This is a genomic window from Halosimplex pelagicum, from assembly GCF_013415905.1.
In the GTDB taxonomy this organism is placed as follows: domain Archaea; phylum Halobacteriota; class Halobacteria; order Halobacteriales; family Haloarculaceae; genus Halosimplex; species Halosimplex pelagicum.
Genome location: NZ_CP058909.1, coordinates 3,677,377 through 3,692,731 on the forward strand (window position 1 = coordinate 3,677,377; position 15,355 = coordinate 3,692,731).

Here is a 15,355-nt window from a genome sequence, read left to right on the forward strand (position 1 = left end):
GGCGCTCCCGCGTTCGAGGGGTCGTGACCCGCGGCCCGCGACCGCCGGTCACTCGACGGCCACGTCGGCCGGCTCCGCGTCGGCGACCGCCTCGATGCGCTCCGGCGAGACGGGGAAGACGGCCTCGGGCGTCCCGGCGGCCGCCCACACCGTCTCGAACCCTCGGAGCGTCTCGTCCAGATAGACGGGCACGGAGCGGTCGTGACAGAACGGCGGGACGCCGCCGATGGCCCAGCCGAGCGTCTCCTTCACCTCGTCGGCGTCGGCCATCCGCACGTCGGCGGGGTCGACGCCGCGCAGCGCGGCGAGTTTCGCCTCGCTCACCCGGTTGGCACCGCTCGTGACGACCACGACGAGTTCGTCGGCGACCAGCGCGATCGAACTAGCGATCTGAGCCACCTCGCAGCCGACGGCGTCGGCGGCGTCGGCCGCGGTCTTCGTCCCCTCGGGGAACTCGCGTGCGTCGACCTCGACACCCCGGTCGGCCGCTCGATCCGTGAACTCGCTCGCTCGCGGGTGCATGACTCCCCGCACGGAGCGCAACGGTAAATGCGCTCGCACGCCCAGTATCACCGAATGACGAGAGACGAACTCGCGGCCTTCGACGAGGCGGTCGTCGGATCGGCCGCGACCGACCACGGCGTGGCGCCCGAGCGACTGACCGACATCGTCCGCACGCACCAGTCGAACGTGCGCGAACTGCCGGGCGTCGAGGACATCGTCTACGAGTGGCGCAACTACTTCCACCAGGACCCGCTCGTCGGGCGGACCGAGGGCGCGTACTACCTGGCGCTCCCGGACCACGTCTGGGCGGAGTTCACCGACGACCTCGGCCTGAGCGAGACGGAGAGCGCGGCCCTCCTGGCGGCTCACGACGCGCAGGCGCGGGCCGCCCCGTCCGAAGCGGGCGTCGAAACCGAGCGGCTGGACGGGGACGCCGCGCTCGTGTTGACGCGTCCCTGACCCGTCACGACGAGGGTACTCGCGATGATTCGATTCCAAATGTAAAACTCAGTTTCGGTAGTACGAAAAATTACTTTACGAAATAGAAATCTATAAGGGGCGAGCGACCGTCGATCGGAACGCAATGAGCACTCAGAAGCGCGTTCTGCAGGAAGCCGGTACGGTCGAGGAGAACTCGCTGCGCATCGAACGGGGGAAGGCCGAGCAGGTCGTCGAGGCGCTGAACGCGGATCTCGCGTCGACGTACGTGCTCTACCACCAGCTGAAGAAACACCACTGGAACGTGGAGGGCGCGGAGTTCCGCGACCTGCATCTCTTCCTCGGCGAGGCGGCCGAACACGCCGAGGCGGCGGCCGACGAGATGGCCGAGCGGTTGCAGGCGCTGGGCGGGACGCCCGTCTCGAACCCGGTGAACATCGCCGAGACAGCTCCCGTCGAGTTTGAGGGCGACGACGTGTACGACATTCGTACGTCGCTAGAGCACGACCTCGAGATCTACGGCGACAACATCGAGAGCCTCCGCGAGCACGTCGAACTCGCGGCCGATCTGGGCGACCACGCCACCGCGGAGATCCTCCGCGAGATCCTCGTCCAGGTCGAGGAGGACGCTCATCACGTCGAGCACTACCTCGAGGACGACACGCTGGTCACGCCTGAAGCCGTCGAGCAGTGAGCCCTACCGTCGCGGCTCGACCGTCAGGTCGGTCGCGATCCAGCCGTCGCCGTTGTCCGCCTCGATGAACACCGTTCGCGTCTCCGTCGCGGAGTGAGCGGCGACCTCGGGACAGTCGGAGAAGTCCGGTTGCGCGTCCCCATCGACCTCGTCGACCCGAGACCGACCCCCTGCCGCCGACTCGTCCGTCGTTTCCATATCCCGGATTAGGCGTACCTAAAGAAATAAGGGTTGCGGTCGGTTTCGGGGTCCGGGAGCGGGGGCGGATCCGTTCGGCGGAGCGTCCGTCCGGAGTCGGGGGATTGATTACCACGCTCGCGTAGGCCAGTCCATGGACCCGCTCTCGGTCGGTCTCGTCGGTTGTGGTAACATCAGCTCCCGGTATCTCTCGGCGGACGCCGTCCACGACGCCTTCGAACTGGTCGCCTGCGCGGACCTGGACGCGGAGCTGGCCCGCGAGACGGCCGCCGAACACGGGATCGAGGCGATGGCGGTCGACGAGTTGCTCGACGACGACGCGGTGGAGGCGGTCGTCAACCTGACGCCGCCGAGCGCCCACGCCCAGGTTATCACGGACGCGCTGGACGCGGGGAACCACGTCTACACGGAGAAGCCCTTCGCCACGACGCCCGGGGAAGTCGCCGAGATCCGCGAGCGGGCGGCCGAGTCGGACCTGCTCGTCGGGTCGGCGCCCGACACGGTCCTCGGCGCGGGGCTCCAGACGGCGCGGCAGGTCCTCGACGACGGCCGCATCGGCGAGCCGGTTGGCGCGACCGCTCACTGGACCTCGCCCGGCCACGAGCTCTGGCACCCGAATCCCGACCTGTACTACCAGGAGGGCGGCGGCCCGCTGTTCGACATGGGGCCGTACTACCTCACGGCGCTCGTCTTTCTGCTCGGGAGCGCCGAGCGCGTGGCCGGTTCCGTCTCGCGGCCCCACGAGACCCGGACCATCGGGAGCGACTCGCGGAAGGGCGAGGAGATCGACGTAGAGGTGCCGACCCACGAGGCCGGCATCGTCGACTTCGCGGGCGGCGCGACGGCGAACCTGCTGATGAGCTTCGACGTGGAGGCGTCGACGTTCCCCTCCCCTGCCTTCGAGGTCTACGGGACCGAGGGGACCCTGGCGCTGCCCGACCCGAACCACTTCGAGGGGCCGGTCCGGGTGCGCGACCACGCGGACGACGACTGGGAGACGGTCCCGCTGACCCACGAGTACACGGCCGGTCGCGGCGCCGGAGTGGCGGACCTGGCGTTCGCCGTCCGCGGCGACTGGGAGCACCGCACCGGCGGCGCGCTCGCCGGGCACGTCCTCGACGTGATGGCCGCCGTCCGGAGCTCCTCCGAAGAGAGCGCCTTCGCGACCATCGACTCCGACCCCGGCCGTCCCGCGCCGTTGCCCGCCGACTTCCCCGACGTGGACCCGTAACGTCCTCCGGCCCGCCCAGTCCTGTCGGTCGCCTGTCTCGCGAGTGGTGACGTTTTTTCCGTCGGCCCACGAAGGACGGGACATGGCAGACGACTCCTCCGACGAGGACCTGGCGCGGCTGGTCGCCGACCTCGTCCGGACGCTCCGCGAGCTCGAGGACGAACTGGAGCCCCCGCGGCCCGACGACGGGCCGCGCCTCCCGACCCCGCGGGACCTGCGCCGGTTCACCAGCGAGGTCGCGATCCCCGGGTTCATCCTGGTCCTGGAGACGAACATCCGCGCGCTCCGGCTCCTCCAGCGCGCGCTGCGGCTCGCCGACGGCGCCGAGACGGCCAGCCGCGAGACCGAACAGCTCCGCGACCGCGCCAAATCGGCCAGCGAGTCGACGCTCTCGCGGCTCGACGACGCGCTCGTCGGTCTCCAGGACGCCGTCGAGGGCCGACCGAACGACGACGAGGCCGCGGAGCTACTCGACGACGCCCGCGAACTGCGCGCGGAGATCCAGCGGCGGATCCGCGAGAGCACCTCCTCCGAGGACGGGACAGACTCGGACACGACGGACGCCGCCGACGAGCCGTCCCCGCTCGACGACGAGGGAGACGACACCGACGACGCCGTCTCGGTCGACGTCGACGCCGAACTGGAGTCGATCAAGCGCGACCTCGACGAGCTGCCGGACGCCGACGGCGCCCCCATCGACGGTGAGGGCGACGATCACGGGAACGACGGCGGCGACGGGAGCGAAGACGGGTCGTCCGCGGACTCGTCGCCGGACGGCGACCCCCCGGACGACCCCGACCGCGAGTAGCCCGCGCCGACCCGTCGAACCGGTTTTCCCGCTGCTCGAAGTCCCGAACGGTATCGCCGAACGGCCGTTCGAATTAACATAGGTCGAAAAACATAATGATTTATTATCCTCGGCGTGTGTACTTCGAGTACCCATGACGCCAACCGAGCGGAGGGGGGACCGGCGCGTCGTGCTGTCGCTCAGGGAGACGCTCCCGGAGCCGGCGGCGCGCCAGCGAGACCGGCTCGCCGAGCGACTGCGCGAACTCGAGGCGGCGGGGCAGGTCGACTCGTTCGAGGTGACGACCTGCCCGAAGCGCATCCGCCGCGAGGACCCGGCGGACGTAGCGGCGCGGGACCGCTACCTGGCGTTCTCGCGGTGGGCGCGCGACCGCGGCGCGCGCTTGCGGCCGTTTTTCGCGACGCGCGAGTGCTACGCCGCGGACACCGGTGAGCTGTGCGACTGGCTGGTCTTCCCCGCGATCACCCTCGCCGTCTACGACGACGGCGACCTCGTCGCCGTCTACCCGCACGCCGTCGGCGAGGAGTACCGCTCGGTAGCGGATGGGTTGTCTGCCCTCGCCGGGGACTCCGGCGATCCCGTCGGCGACCGCGCCCCCGTCGCGCCCGCCGACTGATCCCCCTGCTGTCAGTCACCGCAACCACCCACACCCCTGCCACCCGGCGAGGTGGGCCGGCCTCCCGCCGGCCCGGATTCTCCGCAGAAGACCGATCGCGAGACGCGTCCGACCGCGCTCAGACCGGCTCGAACCGGTAGCCGTCCCAGTCCTGGCTCTCGGGCACCTTGATGCCCGCCTCGGGGTCGCGCAACTCCTCGACGTAGATCGGCTCGACGGCGTCGCCGGTCTCGACCTCGTCGGTCGTGACCTGCCCGACCGCGCGGACGTAGTCGTCGGTCAGGTCCTCCCCGTCGAGGTCGAACTGGACGATCGCGATCGTGTTCGGCGCGCGGACGCCGGGCGGAGTCGCCGTCGACTTCGTCCAGGTGACGACCTCGCCGGTGCGCTCGGCGAGGTCCAGGGTGTCGGTCTGTTTCTCCCCGCATTCGGGACAGAGCGTGTGTCCCGGGTAGGTGACGTGTCCGTTCTCGCAGACGTGGGCGTCGAAGCTCATTGTCCTGCCTCCATGATGGTGGTGATGACGCAGTTGCCGAACCCGCCGACGTTGCAGGCGAGACCGGTGTCGGCCTCGACCTGCCGCGGTCCCGCCTCGCCGACGAGCTGTTTGTAAATCTCGTAGCCCTGTGCGACCCCGCTGGCGCCGAGCGGGTGCCCCTTCGATTTCAGCCCGCCCGAGGTGTTGATCGGCAGTTCGCCGTCCTTCTCGGTGCGACCCTCCTCGACCTGCTTCCAGGCCTCGCCCTGCTCGGCGAAGCCACAGCCCTCCATCTGCAGGAACTCCAGGATGGTGAACATGTCGTGGAGTTCCGCCACGTCGATATCGTCGGGGCCGATCCCGGCCATCTCGTAGGCCTGATCGCTGGAGTCGACGACGCCGCCCATGACGGTCGGGTCGTCCCGTTCGTGGACGACGTGGGTGTCCGTGGCACCGGCGATCCCCGAGATCACAGCGTAGTCGTCTGTGATCTCCTTCGCGCGCTCCTCGGTCGTGAACACCATCCCGGCGCTGCCGTCGGTGATCGGACAGAAGTCGTACAGCCGGAGGGGGTCGGCGACGATCGGACTCTCCAGGGCGGTCTCCTCGTCGATCTCCTTCCGGAACTGCGCGTGGGGGTTGTCCACGCCGTTCCTGTGGTTCTTGACCGCGACCTTCGCGAGCGACTCGCGCGGCGCGTCGAACCGTTCGAGGTAGTGCCGGGCGGTCATGCCGGCGAAGGAGGGCAGCGTGAGACCGTGCTTGTACTCGGCGGGGTGGGTGATCGAGGCGATGATGTCCGTCGACTCGGCGGTCGAGCGGTGGGTCATCTTCTCGCCGCCGACCAGGAGGGTCATGTCGCTCGCCCCGGAGGCGACCGACTGCCAGGCCTCGTAGATGCCGGCGCCGCCCGACGAGGAGGTCTGGTCGACCCGCTCACTGTAGGCGGGCATGACGCCGAGGTCGTGTGCGAGGGCGTTCATGATCCCCGTCTGGCCCTGGAACTCGCCGCTGGACATGTTCGAGACGTAGAGGTGCTCCACGTCGTCGGGCTCGATGCCGGCGTCGTCGAGCGCGGCCTCGCCCGCCTGGGCGATCAGCTCCTGAATCCAGGCGTCGCGCTCGCCGAACTTCGTCATCGACGCGCCGATCACTGCGACTGTCATGTGCGGACCCTCGGAGGGCTGTAATGTGGGTGTTACGGTGGCGAGGGTCGGTGGACGGTCGAACGGCGGTGGTCGCCCCCGTTCCCGCGAGGCGCCCCTCAGTAGAACGAGCGTGCGCTGGCCTTCCACTCCTCGCCCTTGCGCACGTCCTTGGGCCAGCGGCTCCGCCCCATCGACTTCATCCGGCCGGCGAGGGTCCAGGCGTCCGCCCGGTCCGGTTCGTCGTCCGCGGCGGCCGCGGCGGCCGCGGCGACCCGCCGGTCGTGGAGGTGGGCGCCGACCGCCGAGGCGATGGCCGCGGCCTCGGCCTCGTCGGCATCGGCCGGGAGCGATACCGACACCTCGTCGCCGTCGACGGTGAGCGTCACGGTGTCACCGTCCGGTTCGCCGCTCGATCCGGCGCCGGAGCCGTCGGCGGTCGCGTCGGCGTTCGATTCCTCGCCGTCGGAGAGTGCTGTGTCGGCCATTACAGTGGGATGTTGCCGTGGTCTTTCGGCGGGCTGTCCTCGCGCTTGCGTTCGAGCATCTCCAGGTCGTCGATGAGTCGCTTGCGCGTGTCCTTTGGCTCGATCACGTCGTCGAGATAGCCCCGCTTCGCGGGACCGTAGGGGTGGGCGAACTCCTCGCGGAACTCGTCCATCAGCTCCTGGCGGCGGGCGTCCGTGTCCTCGGCCTGCTGGAGCTCGTCGCGGTAGAGGATGTTGACCGCGCCGCGGGGGCCGAGCACGGCCATCTCCGAGGCCGGCCAGGCGTAGTTCACGTCCGAGCCGAGGAACTTCGAGGACATGACGATGTACGCCCCGCCGTAGGCCTTCCGGACGACCACCGACAGCAGCGGCACGGTCGCCTCGGCGTAGGCGTAGATGAGCTTCGCCCCCCGGCGGATGATCCCGTTGTGCTCCTGGTCGGTGCCGGGCATGAACCCCGGCACGTCGACCAGCGAGACGATGGGGACGTTGAACGAGTCGCAGGTGCGGATGAAGCGTGCGGCCTTCTCCGAGGCGTCGATGTCGAGGGTCCCCGCGCTGACGCGGGGCTGGTTGGCGACGACGCCGACGACGCGCCCGTCCATGCGGGCGTAGCCGACGACGACGTTGCGCGCCCAGTTCTCGTGGACCTCGAAGAACGAATCCTCGTCGACCACGCGGTCGATCACCTTCGTCATGTCGTAGGGCTTGCGCGGCGCCTCCGGCACGATGTCCGTGATCCCGTCGAGTTCCCGGTCGGGGTCGTCCCACGAGGCCACTCGCGGCGGGTCCTCCAGGTTGTTCTGCGGGAGATAGGAGAGGAGCCGGCGGATGTCGTCGAGCGCCTGCTCCTCGTCGTCGCAGGCGAAATGCGCGACGCCGGACTTCGTGGAGTGGGAGCCCGCGCCGCCGAGTTCCTCCTTCGAGACCTGCTCGCCGGTGACCGTCTCGATCACGTCCGGCCCGGTGATGAACATGTGGGAGGTGTCCTGGACCATGAACGTGAAGTCGGTCAGCGCCGGCGAGTAGGTCGCCCCGCCTGCGCAGGGCCCCATGATAGCCGAGATCTGGGGGATCATCCCGGAGGCCTTCGTGTTGCGCTCGAAGATCTTGGCGAAGCCGACCAGCGAGTCGACGCCCTCCTGGATGCGCGCGCCGCCGGAGTCGTTGAGCCCGACCACCGGGACGCCGGCGTCGACGGCCCGATCCATCACCTTGCAGATCTTGTCGGCGACGACCTCGCCGACCGAACCTCCGAGGACGGTGAAGTCGTGGGCGAAGACGAACACCTTCCGGCCGTTCACGTCGCCGTAGCCCGTCACGACCGCGTCGCCGGGGAACTCCTTCTCGTCCATCCCGAAGGCGGTCGCCCGGTGCTCGACGAACGGGTCGACCTCGGTGAACGTGCCGTCGTCGACGAAGTACTCGACGCGCTCGTGGGCGGTCATCTTCCCGCGGGCGTGCTGGCGCTCGATGCGCTCCTCGCCGCCGCCCAGGCGGGACTCCTCGCGGCGCCGGCGCAGCTCTTCGAGCGCCGACTCTTCCTCGGCGCCGTCGGCCTCCTGGCCGCCGGACCCCTCTGCTGTCCCGTCCGATGCCTCCGAATCCGTCGCCTCGTCTGTCTCTTCCTGGCTCATCTCACCACTCCATCCCGCCGTTGACGCCGATCACCTGGCCGGTCATGTAGCTGGACTCCTCGCTGGCGACGAAGGAGACGATCCCGCAGATGTCCTCGACGGTGGCGAACCGGTCGAGGGGGATCTCCCGAAGGATCTTCTCCTGGACGCGCTCGGGCACCTCCTCCAGCATGTCCGTCTCGACGAACCCGGGCGCGATGCAGTTGGCCGTCGACCCCGAGGAGGCCATCTCCAGAGCGATGGTGCGGGTGAACCCGAACAGGCCCGACTTCGTCGTCGCGTAGTTGGCCTGGCCGTAGTTGCCCTGCTGGCCGACGACCGACGAGATGTTGATGAGTCGGCCGTGGCGGCTCTCCTTGATGTCGTCGAAGAAGGTCTTCGTGCAGTTGTAGACGCCGCCGAGGTTCACGTCGATGACGGCGTCCCAGTCCTCGCGGGTCATGTGCTCGAACTTCTTGTCGACGGTGATGCCGGCGTTGTTGACGAGCACGTCGACGGGCCCGAAGGCGTCGACGACCTCCTCGCGCATCGCCTGCACCTCCTCGAAGTCGGACACGTCGGCCTGGGCGGCGACCGCCCGTCCCCCCTCGTCCTCGATGGACTCGACGACCGCCTGGGCCTCCGCCGCCGACGACCGGTAGTTGACCACGACGTCCGCGCCGCGGGCGGCGAGGTCCTCGGCGATACCTCTCCCGATACCGCGGGAACTCCCCGTGACGAGGCAGGTCTGGCCCTCCAGGTTCATCGCCTCGACCTCCGTTCGCGACGGTCCCGATTCATGTGATACAGTGGCCCCCGGAGACGGGTTAATAGTTCCCCTTGCAACGGTTACATAACGCATCGGTAGTGTCGTGTACCTGTCCCGAACAGAACCCGAACGAAGAGGGTCAATTTACGTCGAAACGGACGAATCTGGATCGCGAGTACCCGTTCTGTCACGAAATCGTTCCCACGTGGGTATCGAGCGCGTCGGCGGCTGTTCGGTGGGGACCATCGGAGAATCGGACGGGTGTCCGGCGGTCCTCGGGGCGTTCGCTCGGCGGGCCGCGGGTGGCGCTACGAGAAGAACTCGGCGACGAACTCGTCGTTGGGGGTCGCGCGGTCCCAGTAGTGTTCGAACAGGTCCCGGCCCCACTCCATGGCGCGGTCGTCCTCGGCGATAACCTCCGTCCGGGAGTCCCACCGGCCGTCGATGGTGGGCAGCGAGAGCATGATCTCGTCGTCGGTGACGGCGATACCAACGTCCACGTCGTGTACGCGGACGGCGGTCTCGGTCCACTGGTCGGTCTCGTCGGGCGAGTCGACGCGTTCGAGGGCGTCGAGAGCGACGCTCCTGTCGACGAGCAGCCGCGCGTCGGGGGCGTCGGGCATGACGGCCTCGTACTCGGCCTGGTAGATCGGCGTCACGATGTCGACGCTCGTGCCGGCCCGCTCGACCCGGTCGCGGACCTCCCTCACGACCGCGTGGGGGTCGGTGTCCGAGGCGCGGACCACCTCGGCGCCGGCGAGTTCGGTCAGCCTGATCCGGAACCGCCGCGGGAGCGCGGACACGTCGTGTTCGCGCCAGTAGTCGTCGGCGAGCAGCCGACAGAGGTTCCCCTGCTGTTCGAGCAGGTCCGCGACCAGCTGCCCGCTCCCCGTCGCCGCCCAGCCGGTTTCCAGCGAGCGCACCAGCCCCTTGCGTTCGAGGTCGCCGACGGCGTTGTAGACGGCGGACTCGCTCGCCTCGACCGCGTCGATGAGCGCGCCCATCGACCGCCGCTCGGCGACGACCGCGAGCAGCACGTCCGTCCGAACCGACGACCCGAGCACGTAGCCGACGATGGACTCCGAACTCACCTCGCTCCCTCCCGAGGCCGTCGAACGGGACTGTCACGCGATGCCATTATCGGATTCCATACCCTTCGGAATTACTTCCGTCTTGCGGAACGATACACGCGGAATGGAATTCTCTCCGGGTGAAAAGTTCAAGATTTATACCGTTGGGAAAGTGAGGACACAATGCGGTTCGATGGGGGATGTAGGGTCCCTGCTGGCCTCTCGACCTGAGGGGGGAGAGCGGCTCACTGGCGTTCGTCCGTCCCGGCCCGCGTTCTTTCGGCCCTCCAGCCGAGGAGCGGTCGCTGGCGAGTGTTCTCCGGGTCGAACGGCATTCGGTGACCGACCGGTCAGTCGGCGGGTTCCGGCGGGGAGTCGCGGCCGATGCGGATCTCGAAGGACTCGATGTCTTCGAGCGCGGCGACCTGTCCGCCGACGGTGACCCGCCCTTCGTCGGTCTCGACGACGAGCGACGCCTCCTCGAGGCTGGAGGTGATGCTGGCGTCGACGACTTTCCCTTCGACGACCAGTTCCTCGCCGGTCAGCACGTCCCGGCCCTCGATGGTCGCGTAGAACTCGCCGTCGAGGTCGACCATGTCGGAGATCGCGCGGCGGATCGTCCCGTAGCGGCGCGGGAACGTCAGCTCCTCGCCGTCGGTCCGGACCGTCTCGGCGGTGGTCCAGAGGACGGTGTTCATGAACATCGAGACGAGGAAACCGAGTTCGGAGCGGTCGAAGATGACGCCGTAGCGGTCGGTGTCGCCCTTGAGGCTCTCGCGGGTGGCGTAGATGGAGTAGCGGCCGTCGGCGACGGCGACGACGGGCGTCGTGACGCCGCGGCGCTGCTTGACCGTGCTGGCGAGGTCGTCGTAGTCGTACTCGTCGGGGCCTTCGACTTCGGCCGCCGGCGAGATGAGCAGTTCGATGGCGACGCCCTCGTCGTACTGGCGCCGGAGCTGGCTCTCGAAGCGCTCCAGCAGCTCGGGCGTCAGCGAGAGCATCAGCTCGTAGTCGGCGGAGTCGATGACCTCGGAGAGATACCGGAGGATGGTGGGGCGGGACTTGACGAGCGAGACGGCCTCCGTGCCGCGGGCCGGCTGGGTGTACTGCTGTTCGAGGCCGTCGACGAGGGTGTCCAGCGACTCCTGGAGGTCGTCGAACGCCTCGGCGGGGTCGAGCGCCAGCACCTTCATCGGCCGCGACTCCTGCAGCTCGACGAGGCCGATGTCGCTCAGGCTGCGGACCGTGTCGTAGACGCGCGGCTGGGGGATATCGGTGTAGTCGGCGATCTCGGAGGCGGTCACCTGACCGTGTTCGAGGATCGTGAGGTACGCCTTGGCCTCGTACTCCCCGAAGTTGAACCGCTCGGAGACGGCTTCGAGCGAGTCGAGGAGGTCGTCACCAGCCATGTCGGTTCCCTCTTTCGCCACCGAGTAAATCAGTCTGTCCCTTCGCGCAGTCCGCGCGCGATCCCGCCGAGCGCCCCCTCCGGTCGCCCCCGACGAACCCGCCGCCGCTCACAACCGGTCGAACTCGACGACGGCCTTGATCTGGTCGTCGCCGTACTCGAAGGCCGGCGCCACGTCGTCGGGCGTCGCGACGGTCGTCACGAGGTCCGACAGCAGCCACTCCGGGAGTTCACCCAGCGTGTCGACCGCGCCCTCGAAGTGTTTCACGTGTGAGTTGACCGTCCCCACGAGCGCCTTGTTGTGCAGGACGAGCTCGTTGTGGATCCGCCCGCCGTCGACCTCGAACTCCCAGGAGCCGGGGATGCCCAGCAGCGCGCCGACGCCGTTGGGCGCCAGCGCCTCGACCGTCTCGAAGGCGTGGGGCGCGTAGCCCGTCGCCTCGTAGACGAAGTCCATCGGCTCGTAGGTCTCCGGCACGCTCTCCAGCGGCGTCTGATTCGAGTTGACGTAGGTCGCGCCGATCTCGTCGATGATGTCGACGGTCGGGTCAGGTCGCTCCCGGCGGCCGAGACAGTAGGTCCGCTCGAAGTCGTGGGTGGCGAACGAGCGGTCGCTGTCGACGCCGTACTCCAGCATCGCGAGCGTGAGCAGGCCCAGCGACCGGTTGCCAAGCACGAGCGCCGATTCGGGCGTCCACTGGAAGGCCGAGCGGGCGGCGTAGGCGTGTTCCATCGCCTTCTCGGTGATGCTGACCGGCTCGACGAAGAAGCCGACCTCCCAGCGCTCGGCCGGGACCGGGACCAGGTACTCCGGCGGACTGGCGAAGAACTCGGCCATGTAGCCGTGCTCGCCGACGATCCCGCGCTCGACGTACTCGCCCTCGGGGGCCATGTCCGGCTCGCCGCGCTCGAAGTAGTCGTTGGTGCCGTCGGCCGGCGGCCGCCGGACGGTCGGGACGACCACGTCGCCCTCGTCGAGGTCGGTGCCGTTGGCGTCCTCGACGACCGCGACGGCTTCGTGACCGAGCACCATGTGGTCCTCGCCCTCGGGGAACCCGCCGTGGGAGCCGCCGATGACCTCGTGGTCCGTGCCGTCGACGCCGACCCGGAGCGTCCGCAGCAGCGCCTCGCCCTCGCCCGGTGTCGGTCGCGGCTTCTCTATCACCGTCGGCCCCTCCGAGCCCCGCTGGACAGCGATCGCTTTCATCAGTTGGTAAAAAAGAGTACTCTATTCCGAGTTAAGTCTTTCCTCAGCGACCCTCGAAGCCAAGTCGGGAACGGCCGGAAGTCAGTCCTCGACGGGGACGGCCTCGCCGGTCTCGCTGGAGCGGTAGATCGCCGAGAGGACGCGCTGGACGGTGAGGCCCTGGTCGACGGTGTTGCGGTCGGGTGTCTCGCCGCGCGCGCAGTGTTCGAGGAAGTAGGTCTGCTCGGCGGCGTGAGCGTCGTTGTTTCGGGTCTCGACCTCGGACTCGACCATGTGGCCGGCGCCCTGGACGCCCGACTCGTGGAAGGTGACACCCTCGCCCGGGCGGAACGTCGCGCCCGATTCGGTGCCGCGGAGGACGTACTCCTGTTTCTTCGGGCGGTTGACGGCCCAGGCGACTTCGAGCGAGATCGTGCGGTCGTCGGCGCAGCGGATGAACGCCGTCGCGGAGTCGTCGACGTTGAAACCCTCGGGGCCCTGGTCGTCGCCCCACATCTGGATGTAGGTGTAGTCGTCGCGGCCGCCGAACTGCGAGCGGGTGATCCCCGAGACTTCCTCGACCTCGGGGTAGCCCAGCAGGTACAGCGACAGGTCGACGGCGTGGACGCCGATGTCGATGAGCGCGCCGCCGCCCGCGACCTCCTTGCTCGTGAACCACGACCCGCGGCCGGGGACGCCCCGGCGGCGGATGTAGTTGGCCTCGACGTGGCTCAGGTCGCCGAACCGGCCCTCCTGACGGTAGCCGTTGATCACTTCGACGGGGTTCTCGAAGCGGGTGTGAAAGCCGACCATGCAGAAGCCGTCGGCCGCGTGGGCGGCGTCGGTGATCCGCTCGGCCGCTTCCAGCGTGTTGGCCAGCGGCTTCTCGACGAGCACGTCCAGCCCCCGGTCGAGGGCGTCGACCACGTACTGCTCGTGGAACTTGTTGGGGGTCGTGACGGCGACGGCGTCGACCTCGTCGTACAGTTCGTGGTGGTCCTGGTAGGTGGCGACCCCGAACTCGTCGCCGAAGGAGGCCCGAGCCCCCTCCGCGATGTCGACGCCGCCGACCAGGTTGGCCCCCTGGTCGACGAACCGCTCCGCGTGGTGGTGTCCGATGTTACCCAGACCGACGATACCGAGTCTGACAGATGAGATATCGACCATAGTGTTGACTCCGTTCGGTTCTCACGGAAACCTACACGCGGACTCCCGTAAATCTCCCGCGATCAGTCGGTGAACACCGTCCCCGGTCGAACGACCGCCCGCTCCGTTCGGTTCGACCGGACGTAGGGGACCGCTCGACGGCGATATTCGCCGTTACTCCACTGTCACGAGTCTGTCGAGCGCGTACACCGTTCGCAGCACGTCGCCGGCGTCGCCCGGGGGGAAGACCAGGTCGTCGCGCTCCCGGACGTGGTCGAGGACGACTGTCGACGCGTGTTCGGGCGCGGCGGCGATCCCCGCGTCGCGCTCGGCGACCCACTCCATCACCCGCAGGTCGCTCTTGCTGTCGCCCAGTACCAGCGCGAACGGGTCCTCGACGCCCAGCACCTCGAACGCCGCCTCGACCCCGCCGGGCTTGTCGAGTTCGCGGCTCACCACTTCCGCCGCGTCGCCCTCGTAGTACGCCACGTCCACGCGGCCGAGGAACTCCGTCACCGCCGCCGGCACCTCCACGTCCGCCGGGCCCCCGTCGCCCGGCAGTTCGCCCCGGTCGTCGAGCACCGCTTCGATCTCCGGGTCCCGAGTCGCGTAGAACGCGCGGGTCCACTCGCCGGCGGCCGCGCCGAGAACGTCCTCGTCGTCGCCGCGCTCGCCCGTCTCGATACCCTCGACGCGCTCGGCGACGACGACGCCCAGGAGGTCGAGCAGGTAGACGAGCGCGTCGTCGACCACGTCGACGGCGTCGTCGCTCCCGGTCTCGAAGTTCGGCTTGAGCGTGACGTTGAACTCGTTGCCCTGGAGGTGACAGCCGCGGGCGACCGTCTCGGGGGCGTCCGAGAGCACGCGCTGGCGCAGGCGGTCGAACACCGCGCGGACCGTCTCGTCGAGGTCCTCGTACAGCAGGCGCTTGGTCTCGGGGCCGTGGCCGGGCGTGAACACGCCGGTGCCGCTCTCGTAGACGACGCTCACCTCGCCGGAGTTGACGACGGCGTTGCCCAGCCCCTGGCCGAGGAATCCCTTGACGTTCTCGAGGGTCTGGCCGGTGCAGACGACGATCGGGACGCCGGCCTCGTGGAACTCGGTCAGCAGGTGCAGCGTCTCGCGGGGGATCTCGTTGTCGGTCGTGCCCGCCGAGCGCAGCGTCTCGTCCACGTCGAGGACCAGGGCGTTGACCGGCCGGTCGTACTTCGTCGCGAGGTCGAGCCCGGCGAAGGCCTGGTCGCGGGTGGCGTGGGCGGCCACGTCGGCGTACGTCTCCCCCGTCCCGGGGAAGGCGTCGCGGATCTCCCCGCGCAGCTCGTCGAGTTCGTCGCTGGCGTCCTCCCAGTAGGTGAGCGCCACGCGCGAATCCAGCGGCGGGAAGAGGTCGACGAACGCCTGGTGAGCGCGCAGCCGTTCGGCGTCGAACTCCTCGTAGAGGCGATAGAGCTGGTCGTAGCGTTCCATTACCCGGACCTACCGTCGGCGCCCGTTGTGTAGGTTGGGATCGGCGCTCGCGGTCCCTGGGTCCGCGGCCGGCTCGGGGAGACGGCGACGGGA

Annotated in this window: 17 protein-coding genes; 5 read left to right on the forward strand and 12 right to left on the reverse strand. The window is 69.0% G+C overall.

All coding sequences use genetic code 11. The features are described from left to right. Positions 1-48: 48 nt before the first annotated feature. Complete coding sequence (locus HZS54_RS18600) at positions 49-522, reverse strand: YbaK/EbsC family protein (protein ID WP_179918562.1); 474 nt, start codon at positions 520-522, stop codon at positions 49-51. 54 nt (positions 523-576) lie between these two features. Here HZS54_RS18600 and HZS54_RS18605 point away from each other — a divergent pair, with 54 nt between their 5' ends. Together HZS54_RS18605 and dpsA are read left to right on the forward strand one after the other, a co-directional pair. Then, positions 577-963 carry a DUF8048 family protein gene (locus tag HZS54_RS18605; protein WP_179918563.1) on the forward strand — a complete coding sequence of 129 codons (387 nt, stop codon included), beginning with the start codon at positions 577-579 and terminating at the stop codon, positions 961-963. Positions 964-1,087: 124 nt separating this feature from the next. After that, positions 1,088-1,636: a DNA starvation/stationary phase protection protein DpsA gene (gene dpsA / locus HZS54_RS18610; RefSeq protein ID WP_179918564.1), complete on the forward strand. Its 549-nt coding sequence runs from the start codon at positions 1,088-1,090 to the stop codon at positions 1,634-1,636. A 3-nt stretch (positions 1,637-1,639) separates the two neighbouring features. Here the strand turns inward: dpsA and HZS54_RS18615 are convergent, their stop codons facing one another. Then, positions 1,640-1,834, reverse strand: a complete 195-nt coding sequence (locus tag HZS54_RS18615) for a hypothetical protein (protein WP_179918565.1) — start codon at positions 1,832-1,834, stop codon at positions 1,640-1,642. 133 nt (positions 1,835-1,967) lie between these two features. On the opposite strand from HZS54_RS18615, the gene HZS54_RS18620 reads away from it, so the two are divergent. From HZS54_RS18620 to HZS54_RS18630, 3 genes are all read left to right on the forward strand, one after another. Next, positions 1,968-3,065, forward strand: a complete 1,098-nt coding sequence (locus tag HZS54_RS18620) for a Gfo/Idh/MocA family protein (protein ID WP_179918566.1) — start codon at positions 1,968-1,970, stop codon at positions 3,063-3,065. 82 nt (positions 3,066-3,147) lie between these two features. Beyond that, the gene (locus tag HZS54_RS18625) at positions 3,148-3,873 is read left to right on the forward strand and encodes a DUF7547 family protein (RefSeq protein WP_179918567.1); all 726 of its coding nucleotides are present in this window, start codon (positions 3,148-3,150) and stop codon (positions 3,871-3,873) included. A gap of 133 nt (positions 3,874-4,006) precedes the next feature. Continuing rightward, positions 4,007-4,489 (forward strand): HTH domain-containing protein, encoded by a 483-nt coding sequence (locus HZS54_RS18630; protein ID WP_179918568.1) that lies wholly within the window; start codon positions 4,007-4,009, stop codon positions 4,487-4,489. A gap of 118 nt (positions 4,490-4,607) precedes the next feature. Here HZS54_RS18630 and HZS54_RS18635 read toward each other — a convergent pair whose 3' ends face one another. The 10 genes from HZS54_RS18635 to HZS54_RS18680 form a co-directional block, all read right to left on the reverse strand. Continuing rightward, a complete protein-coding gene (locus tag HZS54_RS18635) occupies positions 4,608-4,985 on the reverse strand; it encodes a Zn-ribbon domain-containing OB-fold protein (RefSeq protein WP_179918569.1) in 378 nt (125 codons plus the stop codon). Beyond that, entirely contained in the window at positions 4,982-6,133 is a 1,152-nt protein-coding gene (locus tag HZS54_RS18640) for a thiolase family protein (RefSeq protein ID WP_179918570.1), read from the reverse strand. Before HZS54_RS18640 ends, HZS54_RS18635 begins: the two co-directional genes overlap by 4 nt. Before the next feature lie 98 nt (positions 6,134-6,231). Further along, the gene (locus tag HZS54_RS18645; RefSeq protein WP_281377707.1) at positions 6,232-6,600 is read right to left on the reverse strand and encodes a DUF8022 family protein; all 369 of its coding nucleotides are present in this window, start codon (positions 6,598-6,600) and stop codon (positions 6,232-6,234) included. After that, positions 6,600-8,237: an acyl-CoA carboxylase subunit beta gene (locus tag HZS54_RS18650; protein WP_246391692.1), complete on the reverse strand. Its 1,638-nt coding sequence runs from the start codon at positions 8,235-8,237 to the stop codon at positions 6,600-6,602. Before HZS54_RS18650 ends, HZS54_RS18645 begins: the two co-directional genes overlap by 1 nt. A 1-nt stretch (position 8,238) precedes the next feature. After that, positions 8,239-8,982, reverse strand: a complete 744-nt coding sequence (gene fabG / locus HZS54_RS18655) for a 3-oxoacyl-[acyl-carrier-protein] reductase (protein WP_179918571.1) — start codon at positions 8,980-8,982, stop codon at positions 8,239-8,241. Positions 8,983-9,293: 311 nt separating this feature from the next. After that, positions 9,294-10,076: a helix-turn-helix transcriptional regulator gene (locus HZS54_RS18660; protein WP_179918572.1), complete on the reverse strand. Its 783-nt coding sequence runs from the start codon at positions 10,074-10,076 to the stop codon at positions 9,294-9,296. Positions 10,077-10,405: 329 nt separating this feature from the next. Then, positions 10,406-11,464, reverse strand: coding sequence for an HTH-type sugar sensing transcriptional regulator TrmB (trmB, locus tag HZS54_RS18665; RefSeq protein WP_179918573.1), 1,059 nt, complete (start codon positions 11,462-11,464; stop codon positions 10,406-10,408). A gap of 108 nt (positions 11,465-11,572) precedes the next feature. Continuing rightward, the gene (locus HZS54_RS18670) at positions 11,573-12,670 is read right to left on the reverse strand and encodes a glucose 1-dehydrogenase (RefSeq protein WP_179918574.1); all 1,098 of its coding nucleotides are present in this window, start codon (positions 12,668-12,670) and stop codon (positions 11,573-11,575) included. 81 nt (positions 12,671-12,751) lie between these two features. Beyond that, positions 12,752-13,816, reverse strand: coding sequence for a Gfo/Idh/MocA family protein (locus tag HZS54_RS18675; protein WP_179918575.1), 1,065 nt, complete (start codon positions 13,814-13,816; stop codon positions 12,752-12,754). Positions 13,817-13,969: 153 nt separating this feature from the next. Further along, positions 13,970-15,262, reverse strand: a complete 1,293-nt coding sequence (locus tag HZS54_RS18680) for an HAD family hydrolase (protein WP_179918576.1) — start codon at positions 15,260-15,262, stop codon at positions 13,970-13,972. Positions 15,263-15,355: the final 93 nt, after the last annotated feature.